General features: G+C 64.3%; 19 protein-coding genes. 11 read left to right on the plus strand and 8 right to left on the minus strand.

Going from position 1 to position 19781, the window contains the following annotated elements; all coding sequences use genetic code 11:
• Positions 1-111: 111 nt before the first annotated feature.
• The 4 genes from fusA to ACFULT_RS18265 all read left to right on the plus strand — a co-directional run bounded on the left by fusA (position 112) and on the right by ACFULT_RS18265 (position 7531).
• Positions 112-2223: an elongation factor G gene (gene fusA / locus ACFULT_RS18250; protein WP_019665492.1), complete on the plus strand. Its 2112-nt coding sequence runs from the start codon at positions 112-114 to the stop codon at positions 2221-2223.
• A 123-nt stretch (positions 2224-2346) separates the two neighbouring features.
• A complete protein-coding gene (gene tuf / locus ACFULT_RS18255) occupies positions 2347-3537 on the plus strand; it encodes an elongation factor Tu (protein WP_019665491.1) in 1191 nt (396 codons plus the stop codon).
• A gap of 128 nt (positions 3538-3665) precedes the next feature.
• Positions 3666-5048: a 3' terminal RNA ribose 2'-O-methyltransferase Hen1 gene (locus ACFULT_RS18260; RefSeq protein WP_378482090.1), complete on the plus strand. Its 1383-nt coding sequence runs from the start codon at positions 3666-3668 to the stop codon at positions 5046-5048.
• Complete coding sequence (locus ACFULT_RS18265; RefSeq protein ID WP_094720859.1) at positions 5045-7531, plus strand: polynucleotide kinase-phosphatase; 2487 nt, start codon at positions 5045-5047, stop codon at positions 7529-7531. Before ACFULT_RS18260 ends, ACFULT_RS18265 begins: the two co-directional genes overlap by 4 nt.
• A gap of 34 nt (positions 7532-7565) precedes the next feature.
• On the opposite strand, the gene ACFULT_RS18270 is transcribed toward ACFULT_RS18265, so the two are convergent.
• Genes ACFULT_RS18270 through ACFULT_RS18290 form a run of 5 tightly spaced genes read right to left on the minus strand, consistent with a single transcriptional unit; the run spans position 7566 to position 9993 of the window.
• On the minus strand, positions 7566-8105 hold the full coding sequence (locus ACFULT_RS18270) for a hypothetical protein (RefSeq protein ID WP_094720860.1): 540 nt from the start codon (positions 8103-8105) through the stop codon (positions 7566-7568).
• A complete protein-coding gene (locus ACFULT_RS18275; protein ID WP_094720861.1) occupies positions 8102-9076 on the minus strand; it encodes a DUF6286 domain-containing Asp23/Gls24 family envelope stress response protein in 975 nt (324 codons plus the stop codon). Before ACFULT_RS18275 ends, ACFULT_RS18270 begins: the two co-directional genes overlap by 4 nt.
• Positions 9069-9248, minus strand: a complete 180-nt coding sequence (locus ACFULT_RS18280; protein WP_019665488.1) for a hypothetical protein — start codon at positions 9246-9248, stop codon at positions 9069-9071. Before ACFULT_RS18280 ends, ACFULT_RS18275 begins: the two co-directional genes overlap by 8 nt.
• Positions 9245-9553, minus strand: a complete 309-nt coding sequence (locus tag ACFULT_RS18285; RefSeq protein WP_094720862.1) for a hypothetical protein — start codon at positions 9551-9553, stop codon at positions 9245-9247. Before ACFULT_RS18285 ends, ACFULT_RS18280 begins: the two co-directional genes overlap by 4 nt.
• Complete coding sequence (locus tag ACFULT_RS18290) at positions 9550-9993, minus strand: Asp23/Gls24 family envelope stress response protein (RefSeq protein ID WP_094720863.1); 444 nt, start codon at positions 9991-9993, stop codon at positions 9550-9552. The genes ACFULT_RS18285 and ACFULT_RS18290 overlap by 4 nt, the downstream gene beginning before the upstream one ends.
• 75 nt (positions 9994-10068) lie before the next feature.
• Here ACFULT_RS18290 and ACFULT_RS18295 point away from each other — a divergent pair, with 75 nt between their 5' ends.
• From ACFULT_RS18295 to ACFULT_RS18310, 4 genes are all read left to right on the plus strand, one after another.
• Positions 10069-11214 carry an NAD(P)/FAD-dependent oxidoreductase gene (locus ACFULT_RS18295; RefSeq protein WP_094720864.1) on the plus strand — a complete coding sequence of 382 codons (1146 nt, stop codon included), beginning with the start codon at positions 10069-10071 and terminating at the stop codon, positions 11212-11214.
• 59 nt (positions 11215-11273) lie between these two features.
• Positions 11274-12431 (plus strand): threonine ammonia-lyase, encoded by a 1158-nt coding sequence (gene ilvA, locus ACFULT_RS18300; RefSeq protein ID WP_255122893.1) that lies wholly within the window; start codon positions 11274-11276, stop codon positions 12429-12431.
• Positions 12432-12696: 265 nt separating this feature from the next.
• Positions 12697-13665, plus strand: coding sequence for an ATP-binding cassette domain-containing protein (locus tag ACFULT_RS18305; RefSeq protein ID WP_206539350.1), 969 nt, complete (start codon positions 12697-12699; stop codon positions 13663-13665).
• Positions 13662-14453, plus strand: coding sequence for an ABC transporter permease (locus tag ACFULT_RS18310; RefSeq protein WP_019665481.1), 792 nt, complete (start codon positions 13662-13664; stop codon positions 14451-14453). The genes ACFULT_RS18305 and ACFULT_RS18310 overlap by 4 nt, the downstream gene beginning before the upstream one ends.
• 64 nt (positions 14454-14517) lie before the next feature.
• Here the strand turns inward: ACFULT_RS18310 and greA are convergent, their stop codons facing one another.
• Both greA and ACFULT_RS18320 read right to left on the minus strand, forming a co-directional pair.
• Positions 14518-15012, minus strand: coding sequence for a transcription elongation factor GreA (gene greA / locus ACFULT_RS18315; RefSeq protein WP_026347856.1), 495 nt, complete (start codon positions 15010-15012; stop codon positions 14518-14520).
• A gap of 254 nt (positions 15013-15266) precedes the next feature.
• Entirely contained in the window at positions 15267-15692 is a 426-nt protein-coding gene (locus ACFULT_RS18320) for a DUF4307 domain-containing protein (RefSeq protein ID WP_037105772.1), read from the minus strand.
• 123 nt (positions 15693-15815) lie between these two features.
• Between ACFULT_RS18320 and mca the strand changes: the two genes are divergently transcribed.
• The 3 genes from mca to ACFULT_RS18335 are packed head-to-tail and all read left to right on the plus strand — an operon-like array spanning position 15816 to position 18954.
• Positions 15816-16694, plus strand: coding sequence for a mycothiol conjugate amidase Mca (gene mca / locus ACFULT_RS18325; protein ID WP_170945266.1), 879 nt, complete (start codon positions 15816-15818; stop codon positions 16692-16694).
• The gene (locus ACFULT_RS18330) at positions 16691-16942 is read left to right on the plus strand and encodes a hypothetical protein (protein ID WP_094720866.1); all 252 of its coding nucleotides are present in this window, start codon (positions 16691-16693) and stop codon (positions 16940-16942) included. The genes mca and ACFULT_RS18330 overlap by 4 nt, the downstream gene beginning before the upstream one ends.
• A gap of 2 nt (positions 16943-16944) precedes the next feature.
• Positions 16945-18954, plus strand: a complete 2010-nt coding sequence (locus ACFULT_RS18335; protein WP_094720867.1) for a thioredoxin domain-containing protein — start codon at positions 16945-16947, stop codon at positions 18952-18954.
• Here ACFULT_RS18335 and ACFULT_RS18340 read toward each other — a convergent pair.
• Positions 18951-19616 carry a hemolysin III family protein gene (locus ACFULT_RS18340; RefSeq protein WP_037105781.1) on the minus strand — a complete coding sequence of 222 codons (666 nt, stop codon included), beginning with the start codon at positions 19614-19616 and terminating at the stop codon, positions 18951-18953. The two genes, ACFULT_RS18335 and ACFULT_RS18340, sit on opposite strands and share 4 nt — an antisense overlap.
• Positions 19617-19781 lie beyond the last annotated feature (165 nt).

A 19781-nucleotide genomic window follows, 5' to 3' on the forward strand; every position in this document is an offset into this window, starting at 1 on the left:
AACTTTCCGCACCTTTCCGGCGTTGTACCGAGTACCTGGTCCGGCCCGGCTCACCGTTCACATGCTGGTGACAAGCTGGCCCAGTCCCACTTCTTCGACTTACAAGGCGGGATGAATTCCGTGGCACAGGACGTGCTGACAGACCTCAACAAGGTCCGCAACATCGGCATCATGGCCCACATCGATGCTGGTAAAACCACCACTACCGAACGCATCCTCTTCTACACCGGTATCTCGTACAAGATCGGTGAGGTCCACGACGGCGCAGCCACGATGGACTGGATGGAGCAGGAGCAGGAGCGTGGCATCACGATCACCTCTGCTGCCACGACGTGCTTCTGGAACGACAACCAGATCAACATCATCGATACGCCCGGACACGTCGACTTCACCGTCGAGGTCGAGCGTTCGCTGCGTGTTCTCGACGGCGCCGTCGCAGTGTTCGACGGCAAGGAAGGCGTCGAGCCGCAGTCGGAGCAGGTCTGGCGTCAGGCCGACAAGTACGACGTCCCGCGCATCTGCTTCGTCAACAAGATGGACAAGCTGGGCGCTGACTTCTACTTCACCGTGCAGACCATCAAGGACCGCCTCGGAGCCAAGCCGCTGGTCATCCAGCTGCCCATCGGCGCCGAGAACGACTTCGAAGGCATCGTCGACCTCGTCGAGATGAAGGCGAAGGTCTGGAGCGGTGAGACCAAGCTCGGTGAGAAGTACGAGGTTCAGGACATCCCGGCCGACCTCCAGGAGAAGGCGGAGCAGTACCGCCAGGAACTCCTCGAGATCGTCGCCGAGTCCGACGAAGCTCTGCTGGAGAAGTTCTTCGGTGGCGAAGAGCTCTCGATCGACGAGATCAAGGGCGCCATCCGCAAGATGACCGTCAACAGCGAGCTGTACCCGGTTCTCTGTGGCTCTGCGTTCAAGAACAAGGGCGTTCAGCCCATGCTCGACGCGGTCATCGACTACCTCCCGTCGCCTCTCGACGTCGAGTCGGTCCAGGGTCACGCACCCGGCAACGAAGAGGAACTCCTCCTTCGTAAGCCGTCTGCCGACGAGCCGTTCTCGGCTCTCGCGTTCAAGATCGCGACCCACCCCTTCTTCGGCAAGCTGACCTACGTCCGCGTGTACTCGGGCAAGGTCGACTCCGGCGCTCAGGTCATCAACTCGACCAAGGGCAAGAAGGAGCGTCTGGGCAAGCTCTTCCAGATGCACTCCAACAAGGAGAACGCGATCGCGACCGCTTCGGCAGGTCACATCTACGCCGTGATCGGTCTGAAGGACACGACGACGGGTGACACCCTCTGCGATCCGCAGAACCAGGTGATCCTCGAGTCGATGACCTTCCCGGACCCGGTCATCGAGGTCTCCATCGAGCCCAAGACCAAGTCCGACCAGGAGAAGCTGGGAACAGCTATCCAGAAGCTCGCCGAAGAGGATCCCACCTTCTCGGTGAAACTGGACGAGGACACCGGCCAGACCGTCATCGGCGGCATGGGCGAGCTCCACCTCGACATCCTGGTCGACCGCATGAAGCGTGAGTTCAAGGTCGAGGCCAACGTCGGTAAGCCGCAGGTTGCGTACCGCGAGACCATTCGCAAGAAGGTCGAAAAGCTCGACTACACCCACAAGAAGCAGACCGGTGGCTCCGGCCAGTTCGCGAAGGTCATCATCAGTCTCGAGCCTTTCGAGGGCGAAGACGGTGCGACCTACGAGTTCGAGAACAAGGTCACCGGTGGTCGTGTGCCGAGGGAGTACATCCCTTCGGTGGACGCCGGAGCTCAGGACGCCATGCAGTACGGTGTCCTCGCCGGATACCCGCTCGTCAACGTCAAGGTCACACTGCTCGACGGTGCTTACCACGACGTCGACTCGTCGGAAATGGCCTTCAAGGTCGCCGGCTCACAAGCGTTCAAGGAAGCCGCCAAGAAGGCCAGCCCGGTCATTCTCGAGCCCGTCATGGCCGTCGAGGTCACGACCCCCGAGGATTACATGGGTGAGGTCATCGGCGACCTGAACTCCCGCCGTGGTCAGATTCAGGCCATGGAGGAACGTAGTGGCGCTCGTGTCGTCAAGGCACAGGTTCCGCTGTCGGAGATGTTCGGCTACATCGGAGACCTTCGGTCGAAGACTCAGGGCCGCGCTAACTACTCCATGGTGTTCGATTCCTACGCCGAGGTTCCCGCGAACGTCGCGAAGGAAATCATCGCGAAGGCGACCGGAGAGTAAATCTCTCCCGAGCTGGACACGCTGGATCCGTAACACCGCACGACCATGCAGCTCAAAAGAGCTGTACGAGACAACCGCACTGCTGCATTTCAAGCAAGCACCAACAGTCCAGGAGGACACACAGTGGCGAAGGCGAAGTTCGAGCGGACGAAGCCGCACGTCAACATCGGGACCATCGGTCACGTTGACCACGGCAAGACGACGCTGACGGCAGCAATCACCAAGGTTCTGCACGACAAGTTCCCGGACCTCAACGAGGCCTCGGCCTTCGACGAGATCGACAAGGCGCCTGAGGAGAAGGCTCGTGGTATCACGATCAACATCTCCCACGTCGAGTACCAGACCGACAAGCGCCACTACGCGCACGTCGACGCTCCGGGACACGCCGACTACATCAAGAACATGATCACCGGTGCTGCCCAGATGGACGGCGCAATCCTGGTCGTGGCAGCTACGGACGGCCCGATGCCGCAGACGCGTGAGCACGTGCTCCTCGCCAAGCAGGTCGGCGTTCCGTACATCCTCGTCGCCCTGAACAAGGCCGACATGGTCGACGACGACGAGATCATCGAGCTCGTCGAGATGGAGGTCCGCGAGCTTCTCGCTGCGCAGGACTTCGACGAGGACGCACCGGTCGTCAAGGTCTCCGCACTGAAGGCACTCGAGGGTGACCCGAAGTGGGCCGAGAGCGTTGCAGAGCTCATGCAGGCTGTCGACGACTCCATCCCGGACCCCGTCCGTGAGACCGACAAGCCGTTCCTCATGCCCGTCGAGGACGTCTTCACGATCACCGGTCGTGGAACCGTCGTCACCGGTCGTATCGAGCGTGGCGCGATCAACGTCAACGAAGAGGTCGAGATCGTCGGCATCCGCCCCGGCTCGACCAAGACCACGGTCACCGGCATCGAGATGTTCCGCAAGCTGCTCGACTCGGGTCAGGCAGGCGACAACGTCGGCCTCCTCGTTCGTGGCATCAAGCGCGAAGACGTCGAGCGTGGACAGGTCATCATCAAGCCGGGCACCACGACTCCCCACACGGAGTTCGAGGGCAACGCTTACATCCTGTCCAAGGACGAAGGCGGCCGCCACACGCCGTTCTTCAACAACTACCGCCCGCAGTTCTACTTCCGTACCACGGACGTTACGGGCGTCGTGACCCTCCCCGAGGGCACCGAGATGGTCATGCCCGGTGACAACACCGAGATGTCCGTCACGCTGATCCAGCCGGTCGCCATGGACGAGGGCCTGCGTTTCGCTATCCGCGAGGGCGGTCGTACCGTCGGCGCCGGTCGCGTCACCAAGATCATCAAGTGATCTAGCTCCACCTAGCTACACCGAGAGCGGCACTCACCTTCGGGTGGGTGCCGCTTTTCGTTGTGCAGTCCTGGTGGTCGAGGAAAAATGCCGCGCAACCCGACCGAGCGTCCCGTAACGTCGACCGCGTGCTCTTGACTATGACCGCGGACGCGACAACCGATTTCACCGACACCACCGATCTCGGTTTTCTGTTGCACAAGCACCCCGACAAGGTGCAGACGTTCGGGTTGTCGGTCGGGTCGGCAACGGTGTTCTACCCGGACGCAAGTGCTAAATCGACTTGTGTAGCGGTGGTTCTCGACGTCGATCCCGTCGAACTCGGTAAGACGCTTCCGAAGTATTCGCCGAGCGAGTTCGCGTTGGGCCGTTACGTCAACGATCGACCGTATGCCGGTGCATCGTTGCTGGCGGTGGCGCTCTCACGGGTGTTCAAGCAGGCGATGGCAGGTACGTGCACGGCGAGGCCCGAGTTGCCGAATCTCGAACTGGCGCTGTCGATCAACCTGCCATCCGTTCCGTGTCGGGGAGGCAGTGAGCTCGCGAGAAACCTGTTCGAGCCGCTCGGCTGGTCGGTCCTTGCCACGCCGATACCACTGGACGTGGAGATCCCGCGCTGGGGTGACTCCGTCTATGTCGATCTGACCCTCACCGGAATCCACACTGTCTCCGATGCTCTGAAGCAGCTGTACGTACTGCTTCCGGTACTCGACGACGTCAAGCACTACTGGGTCGGTGAGGATGAGGCGGACAAGCTCGTTCGAGCAGCGGGTGAGTGGTTGGCCGATCATCCGCACGCCGATCTGATCACCGAGCGCTACCTCAAGCACCGCCGTGAACTGGTTGCGTACGCACTCGATCGCCTGGTGGTGGATGCTCCACGGCAGGAGCCTGCTCCGCGTGACCCGTCGCTCGGTGAACTGCGCGCGCGGGCAGTGCTGGCCGCGCTCCGTACCATCGGGGCGAGCAGCATCGTGGATCTCGGCTGCGGAGAAGGCCGGCTTCTGCGGGAGCTGTTGGCAGACACATCGTTTGCGAGGATCGTCGGTGTCGATGTCAGTGCGCGCGCACTCGACGCCGCAGAACGAAGGCTACGTGTGGCCGATCTTCCCGACCGTCAGCGCGGCCGAATCGAACTGCTGCAGTCCTCGGCGACTTACCGTGACTCGCGACTGTTCGGTGTCGATGCGTTCGTCTTGATGGAAGTGATCGAGCACGTGGACCAGGACACGGTGGAGTCACTCGAGCGATCGGTCTTTCGTGAAGCGCGGCCCACGTTCGTTCTCGTCACGACGCCGAACAGTGAGTACAACATCCTGTACGACGGGTTGGCGCCGGGCGAGTTCCGGCACCCCGACCACCGGTTCGAGTTCACCCGCGCAGAGTTTCAGCGGTGGGCCGACGGAATCGAGGGGTATGTCGCGCGGTTCGAGAGCATCGGTCCGGTCGACGAGCGCGTCGGCGCACCGACGCAGATGGCGATCTTCAGTAGGACGGAGGGCACGGTATGACGCAGTACGACATCCCGGACCTGGCACTCGTGGTGCTCGTCGGGATCAGCGGATCGGGTAAGTCGTCCTTCGCCGCACAGCATTTCGGGCCGTACGAAACGGTGTCGAGTGACACGTGCCGTGGCATGGTGAGCGACGACCCGAATCTGCAGAGTGCGACGAAGGATGCGTTCGAACTTCTGGAGTTCATCGTCGCCAAGCGGCTCGTCGCTGGTCGGTTGACGGTCGTCGACGCCACCAACGTCCAGCCTGCAGCTCGGAAAGCATTGGTGAAGCTTGCTCGTGACCACGATGTGCTTCCGGTCGCGGTCGTGCTGGATGTACCGGAGGCAGTGTGTGCGCAGCGTAACGACGCTCGCGCGGACAGGGACTTCGGCCGCGATGTGCTGCGGCGTCAGCATCAGCAGCTGGCCAGGTCGATGAGAGGTCTGTCGAAGGAAGGCTTTCGTACCGTCCACGTCCTGGGCGGCATCGACGCAGTGGAACACGCGAGTTTCACACGGACACCGCTCCGAAGTGATCGCCGGAGCGAAACAGGACCGTTCGATGTCATCGGTGACATCCACGGCTGTCTGGATGAACTGCGTGCTCTGCTCACGAAGCTCGGTTACCGGATCAGAGTCGACAAGGAAGGACGCGTGGCAGGTGCCGTCCCACCGCCGGGGCGAACTGCGGTGTTCCTCGGGGACTTCGTCGACCGCGGTCCGGATTCGGTCGGCGTGCTTCGGCTGGTGATGGGAATGGTCGGTGCCGGTGAGGCACTTGCCGTTCCAGGCAACCACGAGCACAAGCTCGTGCAGGCTCTACGCGGCCGCAAGGTCACTGTGTCCCACGGGCTGGAAGAAACACTGGCGCAACTGACAGAGGAGTCCGAGGAGTTCCGAGGCGAAGTCCTGAGGTTCTGCGACGGCCTCGTCGCACACCTCGTCCTGGACGAGGGAAGGCTCGTCGTCGCACACGCGGGGCTGATCGAGAAGTACCACAACCGGGCGTCGGGCAGAGTTCGTAGTTTTGCTCTCTACGGTGACACCACCGGCGAGACCGACGAGTTCGGGTTGCCGGTTCGTTACCCGTGGGCCCAGGACTACCGGGGCTCCGCGACCGTGCTGTACGGCCACACTCCGGTTCCGGAGCCCGAATGGCTGAACAACACGATGTGTGTGGACACCGGGTGTGTTTTCGGTGGGAAGCTGACGGCTCTGCGATACCCGGAGCGTGAAGTCGTGTCCGTACCGGCCGAGAAGCAGTGGTACGCGCCGGCGAAACCCCTCGGAGGCTTCGTGCGAGAGGAGAACTCGCTCGATCTCACCGATGTGGTCGGGCCGACGGGTGTCGAGACGGCGCTACGAGGTCGAGTCAGCATTCGCGCGGACAACGCGGCGGGTGCGCTGGAGGTGATGAGTCGGTTTGCCGTTGCTCCCGAGTGGCTCCGATACCTCCCGCCGACCATGGCGCCCTGTGCGTCGTCGAAGCGGGAGGGGTACCTCGAGTATCCGACCGAGGCGTTCGATGCCTATCGCTCAGTGGGCGTCAGGGAGGTGATCTGCGAGGAGAAGCACATGGGCTCGCGGGTCGTCGTCGTGCTTCACCGCGGTGGCGACGGTACCGCGTACACCCGGACCGGCCGTCGAGTGTTCGACGAGGTACTCACCCGTGAGCTGCTGTCGGCCGTCGACAGATCTTTCGAGGCGACCGGGTTGTGGACCGAGCTCGACACGGACTGGGCGATTCTGGACAGTGAGCTGATGCCGTGGTCGGTGAAGGCGGAGGGGTTGATCCGCACCCAGTATGCCGCCGTCGGGGCCGCGGCCCGGGCGGATCTCGCCGCCGAAGCATCGGTACTCGAACGTGCTTCGGCGCGAGGTCTTCCGGTCCAGGATCGAGTTCGCCGCGGCGCCTCGCGTGCACGCAACATCGATGCGTTCATCGACGCGTACCGCGGATACGTCTGGCCCACTTCAGGTCTCGACGGTGTGTCGTTGGCTCCGTTTCAAGTGTTGGCGACGCGGAAGGGCGTACATGTCGACCGACCGCACAGCTGGCACCTCGACTGCGCGGACAGGCTCGTCCAGCACGACGGGGCGCTGTTCACCACCACACGACGAACCGCCGTCGACCTGTCTTCCGAGGAATCCGCAGCAGCCGGCGCACGGTGGTGGGAGGAGTTGACCGCACAGGGCGGTGAGGGAATGGTGGTCAAACCTGCCGCGAACGGCCCGCGGGGAAAAGTGCAACCGGGCATCAAGGTTCGCGGGAGGGAGTATCTGAGGCTGATCTACGGACCGGAGTACACCGAACCCGAGAGGCTTGCGTCGCTGCGCGAACGCAACCTGGCACACAAGCAGTCGATGGCGCTGCGTGAATACGCTCTGGGAATAGAGGCGCTCGAACGCCACGTCGCGAACGAACCGCTGTGGCGAGTGCACCAGGCAGTGTTCGCGGTGCTCGCCATGGAATCCGAGCCCGTGGATCCTCGCCTGTGACTGCAGTGTTCGCCCCACGGGTGCAGTTGCGCGCTCAGACGTGCAGCTGCACCCGCAGAGCTACATCGCTGCCCTCGACTGCGCCGGCGAGGTAAGCGGCGCGTTCTTCGGCAGTACGAGTGAATGCCTCGATGTCGATGCCCGGTGACGTCTGCACTGTGACGGCCAATGTGGGCGTGCCGCGATCGTCGATGGCTCGACCCCGGGCCGATTCGACGCCGGGGAAGTCGGCGAGGTCCGCGGCGATGCCACGGGCCAACGCTCCCAGGTCGATTCGTAGCGAACAAGATTCGCTCGTCGAGATCTCGACGGTTCCTGTTCTTCTGGGGGAGAGGTTCCCGATCAGGAGCGCGACGGCGGCGAGTGTGCCGACGACGGCGGTCGCGGCCAGTGCGGCCTCCCACCACGATTGCGCAGGAAACGCTGCGAAGACGTCACGGTCGAATCTGGACAGGGATTCCACGGCGAACGGAACGTCGTAGTACCACGCGACCGCGAACGCCCCTGCGCCGACGAGTGCGACGCCGAGAAGCGTCACCAGTAGGCGATCGATCAACGTTGTCGCGCGCTTCACGCCTTGCTCTCCTTCACTCGGACGCGGACGGTCCTGGTGTCGGCCAGCAATGCAACTGTGGGTTCCACTGCAGCGCGGACGGATTCGACCGTGGCAGTGGAACCGGAGGTACTACCGGCGGCACGATGCACGTCGACGGTCACCCGCTTCGGCGTCACGGTGGTCCGCGCGGAATCCACGGCGGGCACCGAGCCCGCATGATCGCTACAGATCCGGGCGACGTCGGTGGGACGCAACCACACCATGGGGTACTGCGACGCCTTCGACCCAGCGCCCGTGTGAGTTTTCGTCCGCGGCTTCAGGCCGAGAACGACGAGTATCGAACCCACCACGACGCAGGCAGCGGCCGCACCGATCATCCATGGCTGCCAATGCAACTCCGCGATCCAGTTCACGGCGTTGGCGATCCACGGTGCGCCGTCGATGGTGTCGTGCGCGATCAGGAACTCTCGTCCGGCGACGAAGGCGACACCGAGCAGGACGAGCGACAGGACAAGGGTGATGGGTACAGCGGCCGGGCTCGCCGTCGGGGGCCTCGGACGAAACGCAGCAGCGTCGGACGGCGCAGACGGTTCAGGCGAACCAGCGGGCGACGTACCGACCACCAGAACGTTGAGCTGATGCAGCGGCAGACCGATGATGTCGTTCAACGCCCGCCCGACCTTCTCGGCGATCGCAGCCCCGGCGTCGGCGATCCGGCAGGGCCAGGCCAATGCCACGTACAGATTGACCGACACCGAATGCTCGCCGACGGACACGTCCGCACGCGGCAGCTCACGTCCGGTGAGCTTCGACATCCCGCCGACCTGCCTTACGACAGCAGGGACGGTCAGCGCCGCGGCGACAGCCACACGGGAGACGGCGCGCTCCTTGATGACAAGCGTGCCGGGGCCGCCGGTTCCCGGGACCTCGTCGGCCACGAAGCCCGGATCGGCACTCGGGGTCGCTACGTCCTTGCCGCCGTCAGCCACGGCCGCGGCTGCGGAGCAGGGACGTCAGATCGAGGCGACCGTCGAAGTGAGCGCCGACCGCCAACCCGACCGCGCCGAGGAACAGTGCGAGCACGAATCCGCTGAACCCGCCGATGATCCCGGCGAGAGCCAGCAGCAGACCGGTGAGCAGTCCGACGACGGTGTAACTCATGAACCCTCTCCTGAATCGATGTCCCCTGAATCGATGTCCTCGACGACGACTGCGACGGGCACCGACACCAGCTGCCCGATCGCTGCCTGAACTCCGCGAGCGACGCCGTGTACGTCGGACGGATATTCGGCGGTGATGTGCACTTCGCACCGCTCGTCGTCGACGCGGACACCGACGACCTTTCGGCCGGGCAGATAGGTCGCGATCTCGCCGAACTCCCCGGCGTGCAGGCCTGCTACGCCCGACACGGTCGTCGCGGCGGCGGCGATGGCGTCGGCGAGCTGGTAATCCCCTTCCGCGCTCACTGGACCCGAGGCGCGACGTCCGGGTCCACGCCGGTCTCGAGCTCGTCGAACAGGATGACGTCGTAGACGGTGATGTTCACTTCGGTGACCTCGAGCCCCGTCATCCGCTCGACGGCGGTGATGACGTTACGTCGGATGCCGGCCGCCAGTTCGTGCAATGCGACGCCGTACTCGGCGACGATGCCGATGTCGATGGCAGCTTGTTTCTCACCGACCTCGACGGCGACGCCCTGGCTGTGGTTGACGCGGGCGCCGGGGATGCGGTCCCGGAGCGCACCGACGACCCGAGCGGTCCCGCCACCGACGTCGTGGACGCCGTCGATCTCCCGCGTCGCGATTCCGGCGATCTTCGCGACGACCGCGTCGGCGATGATCGTTCGACCCTGCGTGGTGGTCAGCGCGGCCGAACTGGCGGCCGCGAAGCTGGGGTCTGTGCTCATGGTCTCGATCGTAGACGCGCAACCGGGCCGCCGTTGCTCAGTGGACGGAGTTGGTTCTCTGGTAGAGATTCCCCCATGACGATCGTGATCGTAGGAGCAGGCCTCGGCGGTTTACGCACGGCTCAGGAACTGCGCAAACAGGGGTACGACGGCGGGCTTGTGCTCGTCGGAGACGAACCCCACCTTCCGTACGACAGGCCGCCCCTGTCGAAAGAGGTGATCCGCGGGGAGCGCGAGGACACAACCTTCGAGAACGAGGAGTACTTCGCCGAGAACCGCATAGAGCTGCGGTTGGGTGTTGCAGTCGTCCGGGTGGACACCGAGAACACGATGCTCGAGCTGGCCGACGGCTCGACGCTCCCGTACGACCAACTCGTGATCGCGACGGGCTTACGGCCGAGACGGGTGCCGTCGCTGCCCGACCTGGACGGAGTGCACGTCCTTCGCAGCCGCGACGACGCCGAGTCGTTGCGCCGCGACGCCTCTGCCGCTGCACGCGCCGTCGTGGTGGGGGCCGGGTTCGTCGGATGCGAGGTCGCCGCAGGGCTACGGCACCTCGGCGTCGACGTCACGCTCGTCGAGCCGCAAGCGACCCCGCTCGCGTCGGTCCTCGGTTCCGACGTCGGCGAGCTGGTGTCGAGGCTTCACCGCGACGAGGGCGTGACGGTGCGCACCGGCGTCGGTGTCGACACTCTGCGCGGAACGGAGCGCGTGACGCACGTCGTGCTGAGCGACGGAACGGAACTCGCGGCAGACCTGGTGGTAATCGGAATCGGTTCGACGCCGGTGGTCGAGGTGCTGGAGGCATCGGGAGTCACCGTCGACAACGGCGTCGTCGCCGACGCGTACGGCCGCACCGATGTTCGAGGCGTCTGGGCGGTCGGCGACGTCGCAGCCTGGGATCACCCGCAGCACGGTCGCCGACGGGTCGAGCACTGGAGCAACGTCGGTGACCAGGTTCGCGTCATGGTTCCGGCTCTGCTGGGCAAGGAACCGGCGGCACCTCGGCCTGCCGTCCCGTACTTCTGGAGTGATCAGTACGACGTCAAGATCCAGGCGCTCGGAAGCCCATCGGCCGATGATTCCGTCGAGATCGTCGAGGACGACGGTAGAAAATTCCTGGCATACTACGTCCGTGACGGAATTCTTACGGCCGTGGTCGGCGCCGGTATGGCGGGAGCAGTGATGAAGATGCGTGCGAAGATCGGTCAGCCCACGTGAGCGGTGCGCTGCTGACTGCGTCGGACATCGCCGACGCCGAGGAATTGCTCGAGCCGGTCATGCGAAGAACCCCTGTCGTGGCTTCACGGATTCTGTCCGATCTGACCGGGCACGAAGTGCGACTCAAATGCGAGAACCTGCAGCGCACAGGCTCTTTCAAGCCGCGCGGAGCGTACAACCGCATAGCACGGCTCTCGCCGGAGGAACGTGCACACGGTGTAGTGGCCGCCAGCGCAGGCAACCACGCGCAAGGCGTCGCCTGGGCTGCAACGCAGCTGGGTACGACGTCGACGGTCTTCATGCCCACCGGCGTCTCGTTGCCGAAGCTCGTCGCCACCAAGGCCTACGGCGCGGACGTCCACCTGACCGGCCGCACGGTCGACGAAGCGCTCACGCACGCGCACGAATTCGCCGCTCGTACCGGCGCCGTGCTGATCCACCCGTTCGACCACTCGGACATCGTTGCGGGACAAGCAACTCTGGGGACCGAGCTACTTCGTCAGATGCCCGACGTCGGCACCATCGTCGTTCCGACGGGCGGCGGTGGATTGCTGGCAGGCGTCGCAGCAGCGGTTCACCTGCACAAGCCGAACGTCCGCGTCGTCGGCGTGCAAGCCGAAGGCGCCGCCGCGTGGCCGGTATCGCTGAAAGCCGGTCACCCCGTTGCCGCACAGTCGATGTCGACGATGGCCGACGGCATCGCGGTCGGCCTACCCGGCAGCGTTCCGTTCGACCACGTGGTGGACCGCGTCGACGAGATCGTGACGGTCTCCGAAGACGCGCTGTCCCGAGCGCTGCTGCTCTGCATCGAACGAGCGAAACTGATCGTCGAGCCCGCAGGTGCGGCCGCCGTGGCCGCACTGATGACCAGGCAGGACCTCCGGCTGGACGGACCGGTGTGTGCCATCCTGTCCGGCGGCAACATCGACCCACTCCTGCTGACCCACGTCATCACGCACGGACTGCGAGCCGCAGGACGCTACCTGGCTGTGCGCGTGACTATTTCGGACCGACCCGGCGGACTGATCGGGCTCCTCGACGTGGTCAAGGGAGTCGGCGCAAGCGTCGTCGACGTCGTTCACTCCCGCACCGGCGGTCAATTGGGACTCGAAGAAGTGGACGTCATGCTCACCGTCGAAACCCGCGGCCCAGCGCATCGTCAGGACGTCCTCGACGCACTCGGCACCGCGGGATTCGCCGTCGACACCACGTCCTAGACGCGACGTCCGTACTCCCGGGCCGGTCAGAAATACCGCTTCGTGATGATCTCGAGGTAGTTCCCACCCGGATCGAGGAAGTACACCCCTCGAACAGCACGTCGTCGACCGGAAACGCATAGTGCTGCGCTGGTTCGGCGACGAAGCAAGAGATTGTCGGCGGCTGCACGTAGGATCTCCGTCGTCGGTTCTCGGGTGGGCCGATGAGTTCTCGTCGGGTATCGAGTCTGCAGTACGTAAGCACCAAATGAATGGGGAACAGATCATGGCGAACGCCATCGAAGTCGAGAATTTGGTACTCGAGTACGGCAAGAACACGGCGCTGAACGGAATCAGTTTCTCCGTGCCGGAGGGCACGGTTCTGGGCGTCCTCGGACCCAACGGGGCGGGGAAGACGACGGCGGTCCGCATCCTCGCGACCCTGTTGAAAGCTACGTCAGGGTCCGCGCGGGTACACGGAATCGACGTCGGCGACAACCCGAACGAGGTTCGTAACACCATCGGACTCACGGGACAGTTCGCGGCCGTCGACGAATACCTGACCGGGTACGAGAACCTGGAGATGGTGGGCAGGCTGTTCGGCCTGAAGAAGGCAGAAGCGAAGACACGGGCGGATCAGTTGCTCGCTCGCTTCGATCTGGAATACGCACGCGACCGGACCGCGAAGCAGTACTCCGGCGGTATGCGTCGTCGCCTCGACATCGCGGCCAGCCTCATCGGCAGGCCGAAGGTGGTGTTCCTCGACGAGCCGACGACGGGCCTCGACCCCCGAAGTCGAATGGCGATGTGGGACTTCATCTCCGACCTGGTCAAGGACGGCACGACTATTCTGCTGACGACGCAGTACCTCGAGGAAGCGGACCGCCTCGCCGATCGGATCATCGTGCTCGACAAGGGGTCGATCATTGCCGAGGGCACAGCGGATCAGCTCAAGGCGCAGGTCGGTGGTGAACGCCTCGAATTCGTTCTCACCGACGCATCGCAGAAAGACCGCGCGCTCGAGATCCTTACTCCCATCGGCCTCGACGCGCCGTCGTACGACGCGCAGACCCGTCGACTCGGCATGCCGGTCAGTGGCGGAGCCGACGATCTGACGACCGCCCTCGTCGCATTGAAGGAAGCCGACATCCACGTCGTCGACGTCGGGCTGAGGCGGCCGAATCTGGACGACGTTTTTCTCACCCTCACCGGCCGCGCCGCCGAGGACGAACAAGCAGTGGAGGAAGAGAAATGAGCGTGCTGCGCGATTCCCTCATCATCACCAAACGGAACCTGATCAAGCTCAAGCGAGTTCCGGATCTTCTGTTCTTCGCGACGCTGTCGCCGATCATGTTCGTGCTGCTGTTCGCCTACGTGTTCGGAAGCGCCATCGACATCCCCGGCGTCGACTACAAGAGCTTCCTCATGGGAGGCATCTTCGTGCAGACCATGATCTTCGGTGCATCCATCACCGGGTCCTCGCTCGCCGAGGATCTACAGAAGGGCGTGATGGACAGGTTCCGATCCCTGCCGATGGCACGGTCCGCTGTTGTAATCGGCAGAACTGCAGCCGATGTCGGCAACAACATCGTGACGATCACGATCATGTCCATCACCGGTTTGATCGTCGGGTGGCGCATCACGTCGTCGTTCCTCGAAGCCGTGGCCGGCTACGTGTTGCTGTTGCTGTTCGCCTACTCCATCTCCTGGGTGATGGCGTTCGTGGGCCTGACCGTCCGCTCGCCGGAGATCTTCAACAACGCGTCGTTCATCGTGATCTTCCCGTTGACGTTCATCGCCAACACCTTCGTGCCCATCGAAGGCTTCCCGACGGTACTCAAGACCATCGCCGAGTGGAATCCCATTTCTTCGGTCGCACTTGCCGTACGTGAACTGTTCGGCAACACCAACCCGCTCGCCCCACCGCCGGAAGCCTGGCCACTGCAGAACCCGATTCTCTACACGCTGATCTGGGTCGTGCTGTTCCTCGTCATCTTCGTGCCGCTCTCCGTGCGTAAGTACGAGAGAACTCTCACCGCCTGACACCGAGGCACGAAAAAGCCCCCGACCGCAGACGGTCGGGGGCTTTCTCGTCGTATGCCGACTCTTACGTGTGGTACGGCTCCGCGCTGAGCAGCGTGACCTTCATGGTCTTGCCGTTCGGCAGAGCGTATTCGCGAGTGTCGCCGACCTTAGCGTCGATGAGCGCGCCACCCAGCGGCGAGCTGGGGGAGTAGACCTCGAGCTTGCCGTCGCGAGCACCCTCTTCACGAGTGGCGATGAGGAACGTCTCGGTATCGGACTCGTCGCCGTCGTAGTAGACCTTGACGACGGATCCGGGTAGAGCCACACCGGACTGCGTAGGCGCCTCGCCGACCTTCGCCGAGTTGAGCAGCTCCTGCAGCTGACGGATGCGAGCCTCCTGCTGGCCCTGCTCCTCGCGTGCAGCGTGGTAGCCGCCGTTCTCCTTCAGATCGCCCTCTTCGCGTCGCTCGTTGATCTCGGCGGCGATGACCGGGCGATTGGAAATGAGTTGGTCGAGTTCGCTCTTGAGCCTGTCGTGGGATTCCTGGGTAAGCCAGGTCACCTGGGTCTCGGTCATCTCGATCACTCCCTTGTAGTCGAAGTCGCGGTGGACTCCCGGTCTGTTGCTGACGGAGGCATGCGTCTAGGCGGGTCCCCCGGGTATTGGGTGGATCCCCCTGGTGCGGCCCACTGCCTGAGCCGGCTGCCGTAGCGGTCGCTGTAGCGTCTTACAGGGCCGTCTATTCGCACCCCGCAGGCCGTCAATGCAGCAATACACGGTTCCAGTGCGGAACCGTGTACCGGCCAATCTTACCACGAGACGGCGGGAGGTCAGCCTGCCCGTAAATACTCGGGGACATTCGTGCTGCAACCGTAGACATCCCCGACAGCCGGCGGTTGGGACGTACGCAGGACAGTGGTCAACTGCACTTCTTGATCCGAAGAACCGGGTACGAGCACCTCGCGTCGGCCGGTCTCCGAACCGTCACGCGAACGTGCTCGCACGATGCAGACGGCCTCCTGCTGGGGATCGGCCCGAGTCACACTGAAGCCGATGGATATGGTCTCGTCGTCGACGAGGTCGAACGTCAACGCCTTGCCTTCGACGTCCTGTACCGAGAATCGCTGGTAGGCGAGATACGCGACCACGAGTCCCACCAACACGACCACGGCGAGCAGGAGATTTCTCGTCCGAGGTGCAACTCCCCGCCGCGAGCTCGACGCCGGGTAGCGGCCTTCGGGGAGGGTGGCAGTCATGGGAACTTCGCTTTCGAAAGGAACCGTCGATCAACGTACGGCAGCCGGTGCATGCTGTGTCGGCGCCAAGTGGAACTATAGGGGGCGGATAAGTTTCCGGTGAAGCTGAGGTGAGGAAAGAACGTGTCCGGACTACGGCTCATGGCGGTGCACGCCCATCCCGACGACGAGTCGAGCAAGGGTGCCGCAACGACGGCTCGGTACGCAGCCGAAGGTAACGACGTCCTGATCGTCACCCTCACCGGCGGTGAGCGCGGCGACATCCTGAACCCCGCGATGGACATCCCGGGCGTGAAGGATCGGATCAACGAGGTCAGGCGCGAGGAAATGGCCGAGGCCGCCCGTATTCTCGGTGTCCGACAGACGTGGCTGGGGTACATCGACTCCGGTCTGCCCGAGGGCGATCCGCTGCCTCCGCTTCCCGAGGGATGCTTTGCGCTCGTGCCGCTCGAGGAATCCACCGAAGCTCTCGTCAAGGTAGTTCGCGATTTCAAGCCCCACGTCATCACGACCTACGACGAAAAGGGTGGCTACCCGCACCCGGACCACATCAGATGCCACGAGGTGTCGGTCGCGGCGTACGAAGCAGCGGGCGACCCCACCAAGTTCCCTGACGCCGGCGAACCATGGACGCCGTTGAAGCTGTACTACTCCCACGGATTCCTGCGGAAGAAGATGCAGCTCTTCCACGACTGGTTCATCGAACGCGGTGAGGAAAGCCCCTTCGTGGACTGGCTGAAGAGGTGGACCACGGACCGCGACGAGATCATGGAACGCATCACCACGCAGGTCACCGTCGGCGACTACTTCGAGCAGCGAGACGACGCACTGCGCGCACACGCCACGCAGATCGATCCCAACGGATCGTTCTTCGCCGTGCCGATCGAGGTCCAGCGCAAGCTGTGGCCGACGGAGGAGTACGAGCTCGCGCGCACCCGCGTCAAGACGTCCATTCCGGAGACCGAGCTCTTCGCCGGGATCGATCCGGAGACCGCCACATGATCGTGTCGTTGTTGGCGCAGGGCGCCCCAGGGCCGGAGTTCGGCAAATCGTCGCCCGTCGGCCTGGTCATCATCGTTGCCCTACTCGTGGGAACAGCGCTGCTGATCTGGTCGATGAACAAGCAGATCAAGAAGCTGCCCGAGTCCTTCGAGAAGGACGACCCAAGGCTCGACCAGGCGCTCGACGAAGGTACGGACCGCGGCGCCGTTCGCGAAGACGCACGCGAGACCAAGCCCGGCGAGAGCTGATCGTGCTCGGGGCGAACGCGCTCGACAGATCCACCAGCCCCTACCTGCGTCAGCACGCGGACAATCCGGTGCACTGGCAGGAGTGGACGACGGAGGCGTTGGAATCCGCCCGCGAGCGCGACGTCCCGATCCTGCTGTCCATCGGGTACTCGGCGTGCCACTGGTGCCATGTCATGGCACACGAGTCGTTCGAGGACGCGGAGACGGCGGCGCTGATGAACGCGAACTTCGTCTGCATCAAGGTCGATCGTGAGGAGCGTCCCGACCTCGACGCCGTGTACATGAGCGCGACCGTCGCGATGACCGGCCAAGGCGGATGGCCGATGACGTGCTTTCTGACTCCGGACGGCGAGCCGTTCTACTGCGGAACCTACTTCCCGCCCAAGCCACGAGCGGGGACCCCGTCGTTCACGCAGTTGCTCGAGGCCGTCTCGGACACCTGGACCACCCGTCGAGCAGAGGTGTTCGACGCCTCGACCGCGATCACCGAGGCCCTGCGGGACAACTCCGGCCGGCTCCCGGCGTCGGGCAAACCCGTCGACGCAGACCTGCTCGCGGAGGCGGTGTCGTCGGTTCTGGCCGACGAGGACGTCGAACGAGGCGGATTCGGCGGCGCACCCAAGTTTCCTCCCAGCTCACTGCTGGAAGGTTTGCTCCGGAACTACGAACGAACCGGGTCGACGACGGTGCGGGGCGCCGTCACGCGCACCGCGTCGGCCATGGCTCGCGGCGGAATTCACGATCAGATCGGCGGCGGATTCGCGCGCTACGCCGTCGACGCGGAGTGGATCGTTCCGCATTTCGAGAAAATGCTCTACGACAATGCTTTGCTGCTCCGGTTCTACGGTCACCTCGCCCGCGTCACCGGTGACGCGCTGGCAACGCGGGTAGCCGACGCCACCGCTGCTTTCGTTCTCGGCGCGATGCGCACCGAGGAAGGGTGTTTCGCGGCTGCGCTGGATGCAGACACCGAGGGCGTGGAAGGACTCACGTACGTGTGGAGTCCCGAGCAACTCGTGGAAACCCTCGGCTTCGAGGACGGCGTGTGGGCCGCGGGGCTGTTCGCGGTCGACTCGTCGGGCACGTTCGAGGCCGGCATGTCGGTGCTGCAACTGCCGGAGGATCCCGAGGACATCGAGCGCTTCGAGCGAGTGCGTGCAGCCTTGATGGAGGCCCGTGACCTGCGCCCGCAACCGGGGCGCGACGACAAGGTGATCACCGCATGGAACGGCCTGGCCATCACGGCCCTCGCCGAGGCCGGGTCTGGACTCGGACGCAGTACCTGGGTCGATGCTGCCGCCGAATGCGGCGAACAGATCTTCGCTCGGCACGAGGAGAACGGTCGACTGCGTCGGGCATCGCTCGGGGCTCACGTCGGCGACGCGGCAGGAGTTCTGGAGGACTACGCGTGCATGGCCGTCGGATCGCTGTCGTTGCTGTCCGCGACCGGGGACACGGTGTGGCTGGAACGCGCCGTGCGACTCGTCGACGCAGCCATCGCTCACTTCGCCGACCCGGACAACCCCGGCAGTTGGTTCGACACCGCCGACGACGCCGAAGCGTTGGTCACCCGGCCCAGGGACCCCCTCGACAACGCCACCCCGTCCGGCGCGTCGACGATCACCGAGGCCTTGCTCGCGATCGAAGCGCTCGTGCCGTCCGAGTCCGCCGCCACGTACGGTGACCTGGCGGCAGCGGGCCTGGCTCGGGCGTCGGTCGTGATGGAACGAGCGCCTCGGTCGGCCGGGCATTGGCTGGCCGTAGCCGAGGCATCCGTACGCGGTCCGCTGCAGGTGGCGATATCGGTCGACGGTGACAGTCGACTGCTGGATGTCGCTCGCAGGCACGCACCGGGCGGCACCACCATCGTTGCAGGCGTCGTCGATTCGTCTCCGCTGCTCACGGACAGGCCGACCGTCGACGGCAACGAGGCAGCCTACGTGTGCCGTGGGTTCGTCTGCGACAGGCCGGTGACGACGGAGGAAGAACTGGTCGCGGCGTTGCGCCGCTAGAACAGCACCAACCACACCGCGACCAGGTGACAGATCGCGGCGAGAACGGTAGCTGCGTGGAAGAACTCGTGATGGCCGAACGTCGTCGGCCACGGGTTCGGCCACTTGGTGGCGTACAGGACAGCTCCGACGCTGTACAGAATGCCGCCGACCAGCAAAAGGATGAACGGTGCGAAGCCGACGTGGTCGATGAGCGTCGGCGCGACCGGGACGATGGCCCACCCGAGAATCAGGTAGAGCGGAACTCCGACCCACCGCGGCGCCTGCGGCCACAACATCTTCAGAGCCACCCCGCCGAGAGCTCCCAACCAGACGATGATCAGGAGGGTGCGGCCGGTGCTCGTCGGCAGACCGAGTATCGCGAACGGGGTGTAACTGCCCGCGATGAACACGAAAATCATCGAATGGTCGGCGCGCTTCATCCACACGCGGTGAGCAGGGTTGTCCCAGTGAATGCGGTGATAGGTGGCACTGACACCGAACACGCCGCAGACGGTGATCGCGTACACGGCAGTTGCGATCCCGGCGCCGACCGACACCAGTGCGAAAGCCAACGTGACCAGCACGATGCCGGAGATCACCGCCACTCCGAACGCATAGAGATGGATCCAACCGCGCATGCGTGGTTTGACCGGTAGTTCGTCGATCCCGAACATCGTCATAGCCCCACCTCCGACTCGAAACGCAAGATCCGCTCCCTGCAGAACCTACGCAACCGTAAGTTCGCTGCCTACTGTACCGGCGAGTAGCTCGCCACGGTCGTTCCCCAGGCTCCACTCCTGCTTCCTGGGTCATTCCGCAGGCTCCACTCCTGCTTCCTGGGTCAT

This window comes from Rhodococcus sp. NPDC057297, from assembly GCF_042667435.1.
Taxonomy (GTDB): domain Bacteria; phylum Actinomycetota; class Actinomycetes; order Mycobacteriales; family Mycobacteriaceae; genus Rhodococcoides.

Bases quoted from the DNA above. Each gene is read 5' to 3' on its own strand.
- ilvA (WP_255122893.1), top strand. From the start codon at position 11,274: ATGCGAAGAACCCCTGTCGTGGCTTCACGGATTCTGTCCGATCTGACC.
- ACFULT_RS18340 (WP_037105781.1), bottom strand. From the start codon at position 19,616: ATGACGATGTTCGGGATCGACGAACTACCGGTCAAACCACGCATGCGC.
- ACFULT_RS18280 (WP_019665488.1), bottom strand. From the start codon at position 9,248: ATGAGTTACACCGTCGTCGGACTGCTCACCGGTCTGCTGCTGGCTCTC.
- ACFULT_RS18330 (WP_094720866.1), top strand. From the start codon at position 16,691: ATGATCGTGTCGTTGTTGGCGCAGGGCGCCCCAGGGCCGGAGTTCGGC.
- ACFULT_RS18320 (WP_037105772.1), bottom strand. From the start codon at position 15,692: ATGACTGCCACCCTCCCCGAAGGCCGCTACCCGGCGTCGAGCTCGCGG.
- ACFULT_RS18310 (WP_019665481.1), top strand. From the start codon at position 13,662: ATGAGCGTGCTGCGCGATTCCCTCATCATCACCAAACGGAACCTGATC.
- fusA (WP_019665492.1), top strand. From the start codon at position 112: ATGAATTCCGTGGCACAGGACGTGCTGACAGACCTCAACAAGGTCCGC.
- ACFULT_RS18295 (WP_094720864.1), top strand. From the start codon at position 10,069: ATGACGATCGTGATCGTAGGAGCAGGCCTCGGCGGTTTACGCACGGCT.
- ACFULT_RS18290 (WP_094720863.1), bottom strand. From the start codon at position 9,993: ATGAGCACAGACCCCAGCTTCGCGGCCGCCAGTTCGGCCGCGCTGACC.
- ACFULT_RS18305 (WP_206539350.1), top strand. From the start codon at position 12,697: ATGGCGAACGCCATCGAAGTCGAGAATTTGGTACTCGAGTACGGCAAG.
- greA (WP_026347856.1), bottom strand. From the start codon at position 15,012: ATGACCGAGACCCAGGTGACCTGGCTTACCCAGGAATCCCACGACAGG.
- ACFULT_RS18265 (WP_094720859.1), top strand. From the start codon at position 5,045: ATGACGCAGTACGACATCCCGGACCTGGCACTCGTGGTGCTCGTCGGG.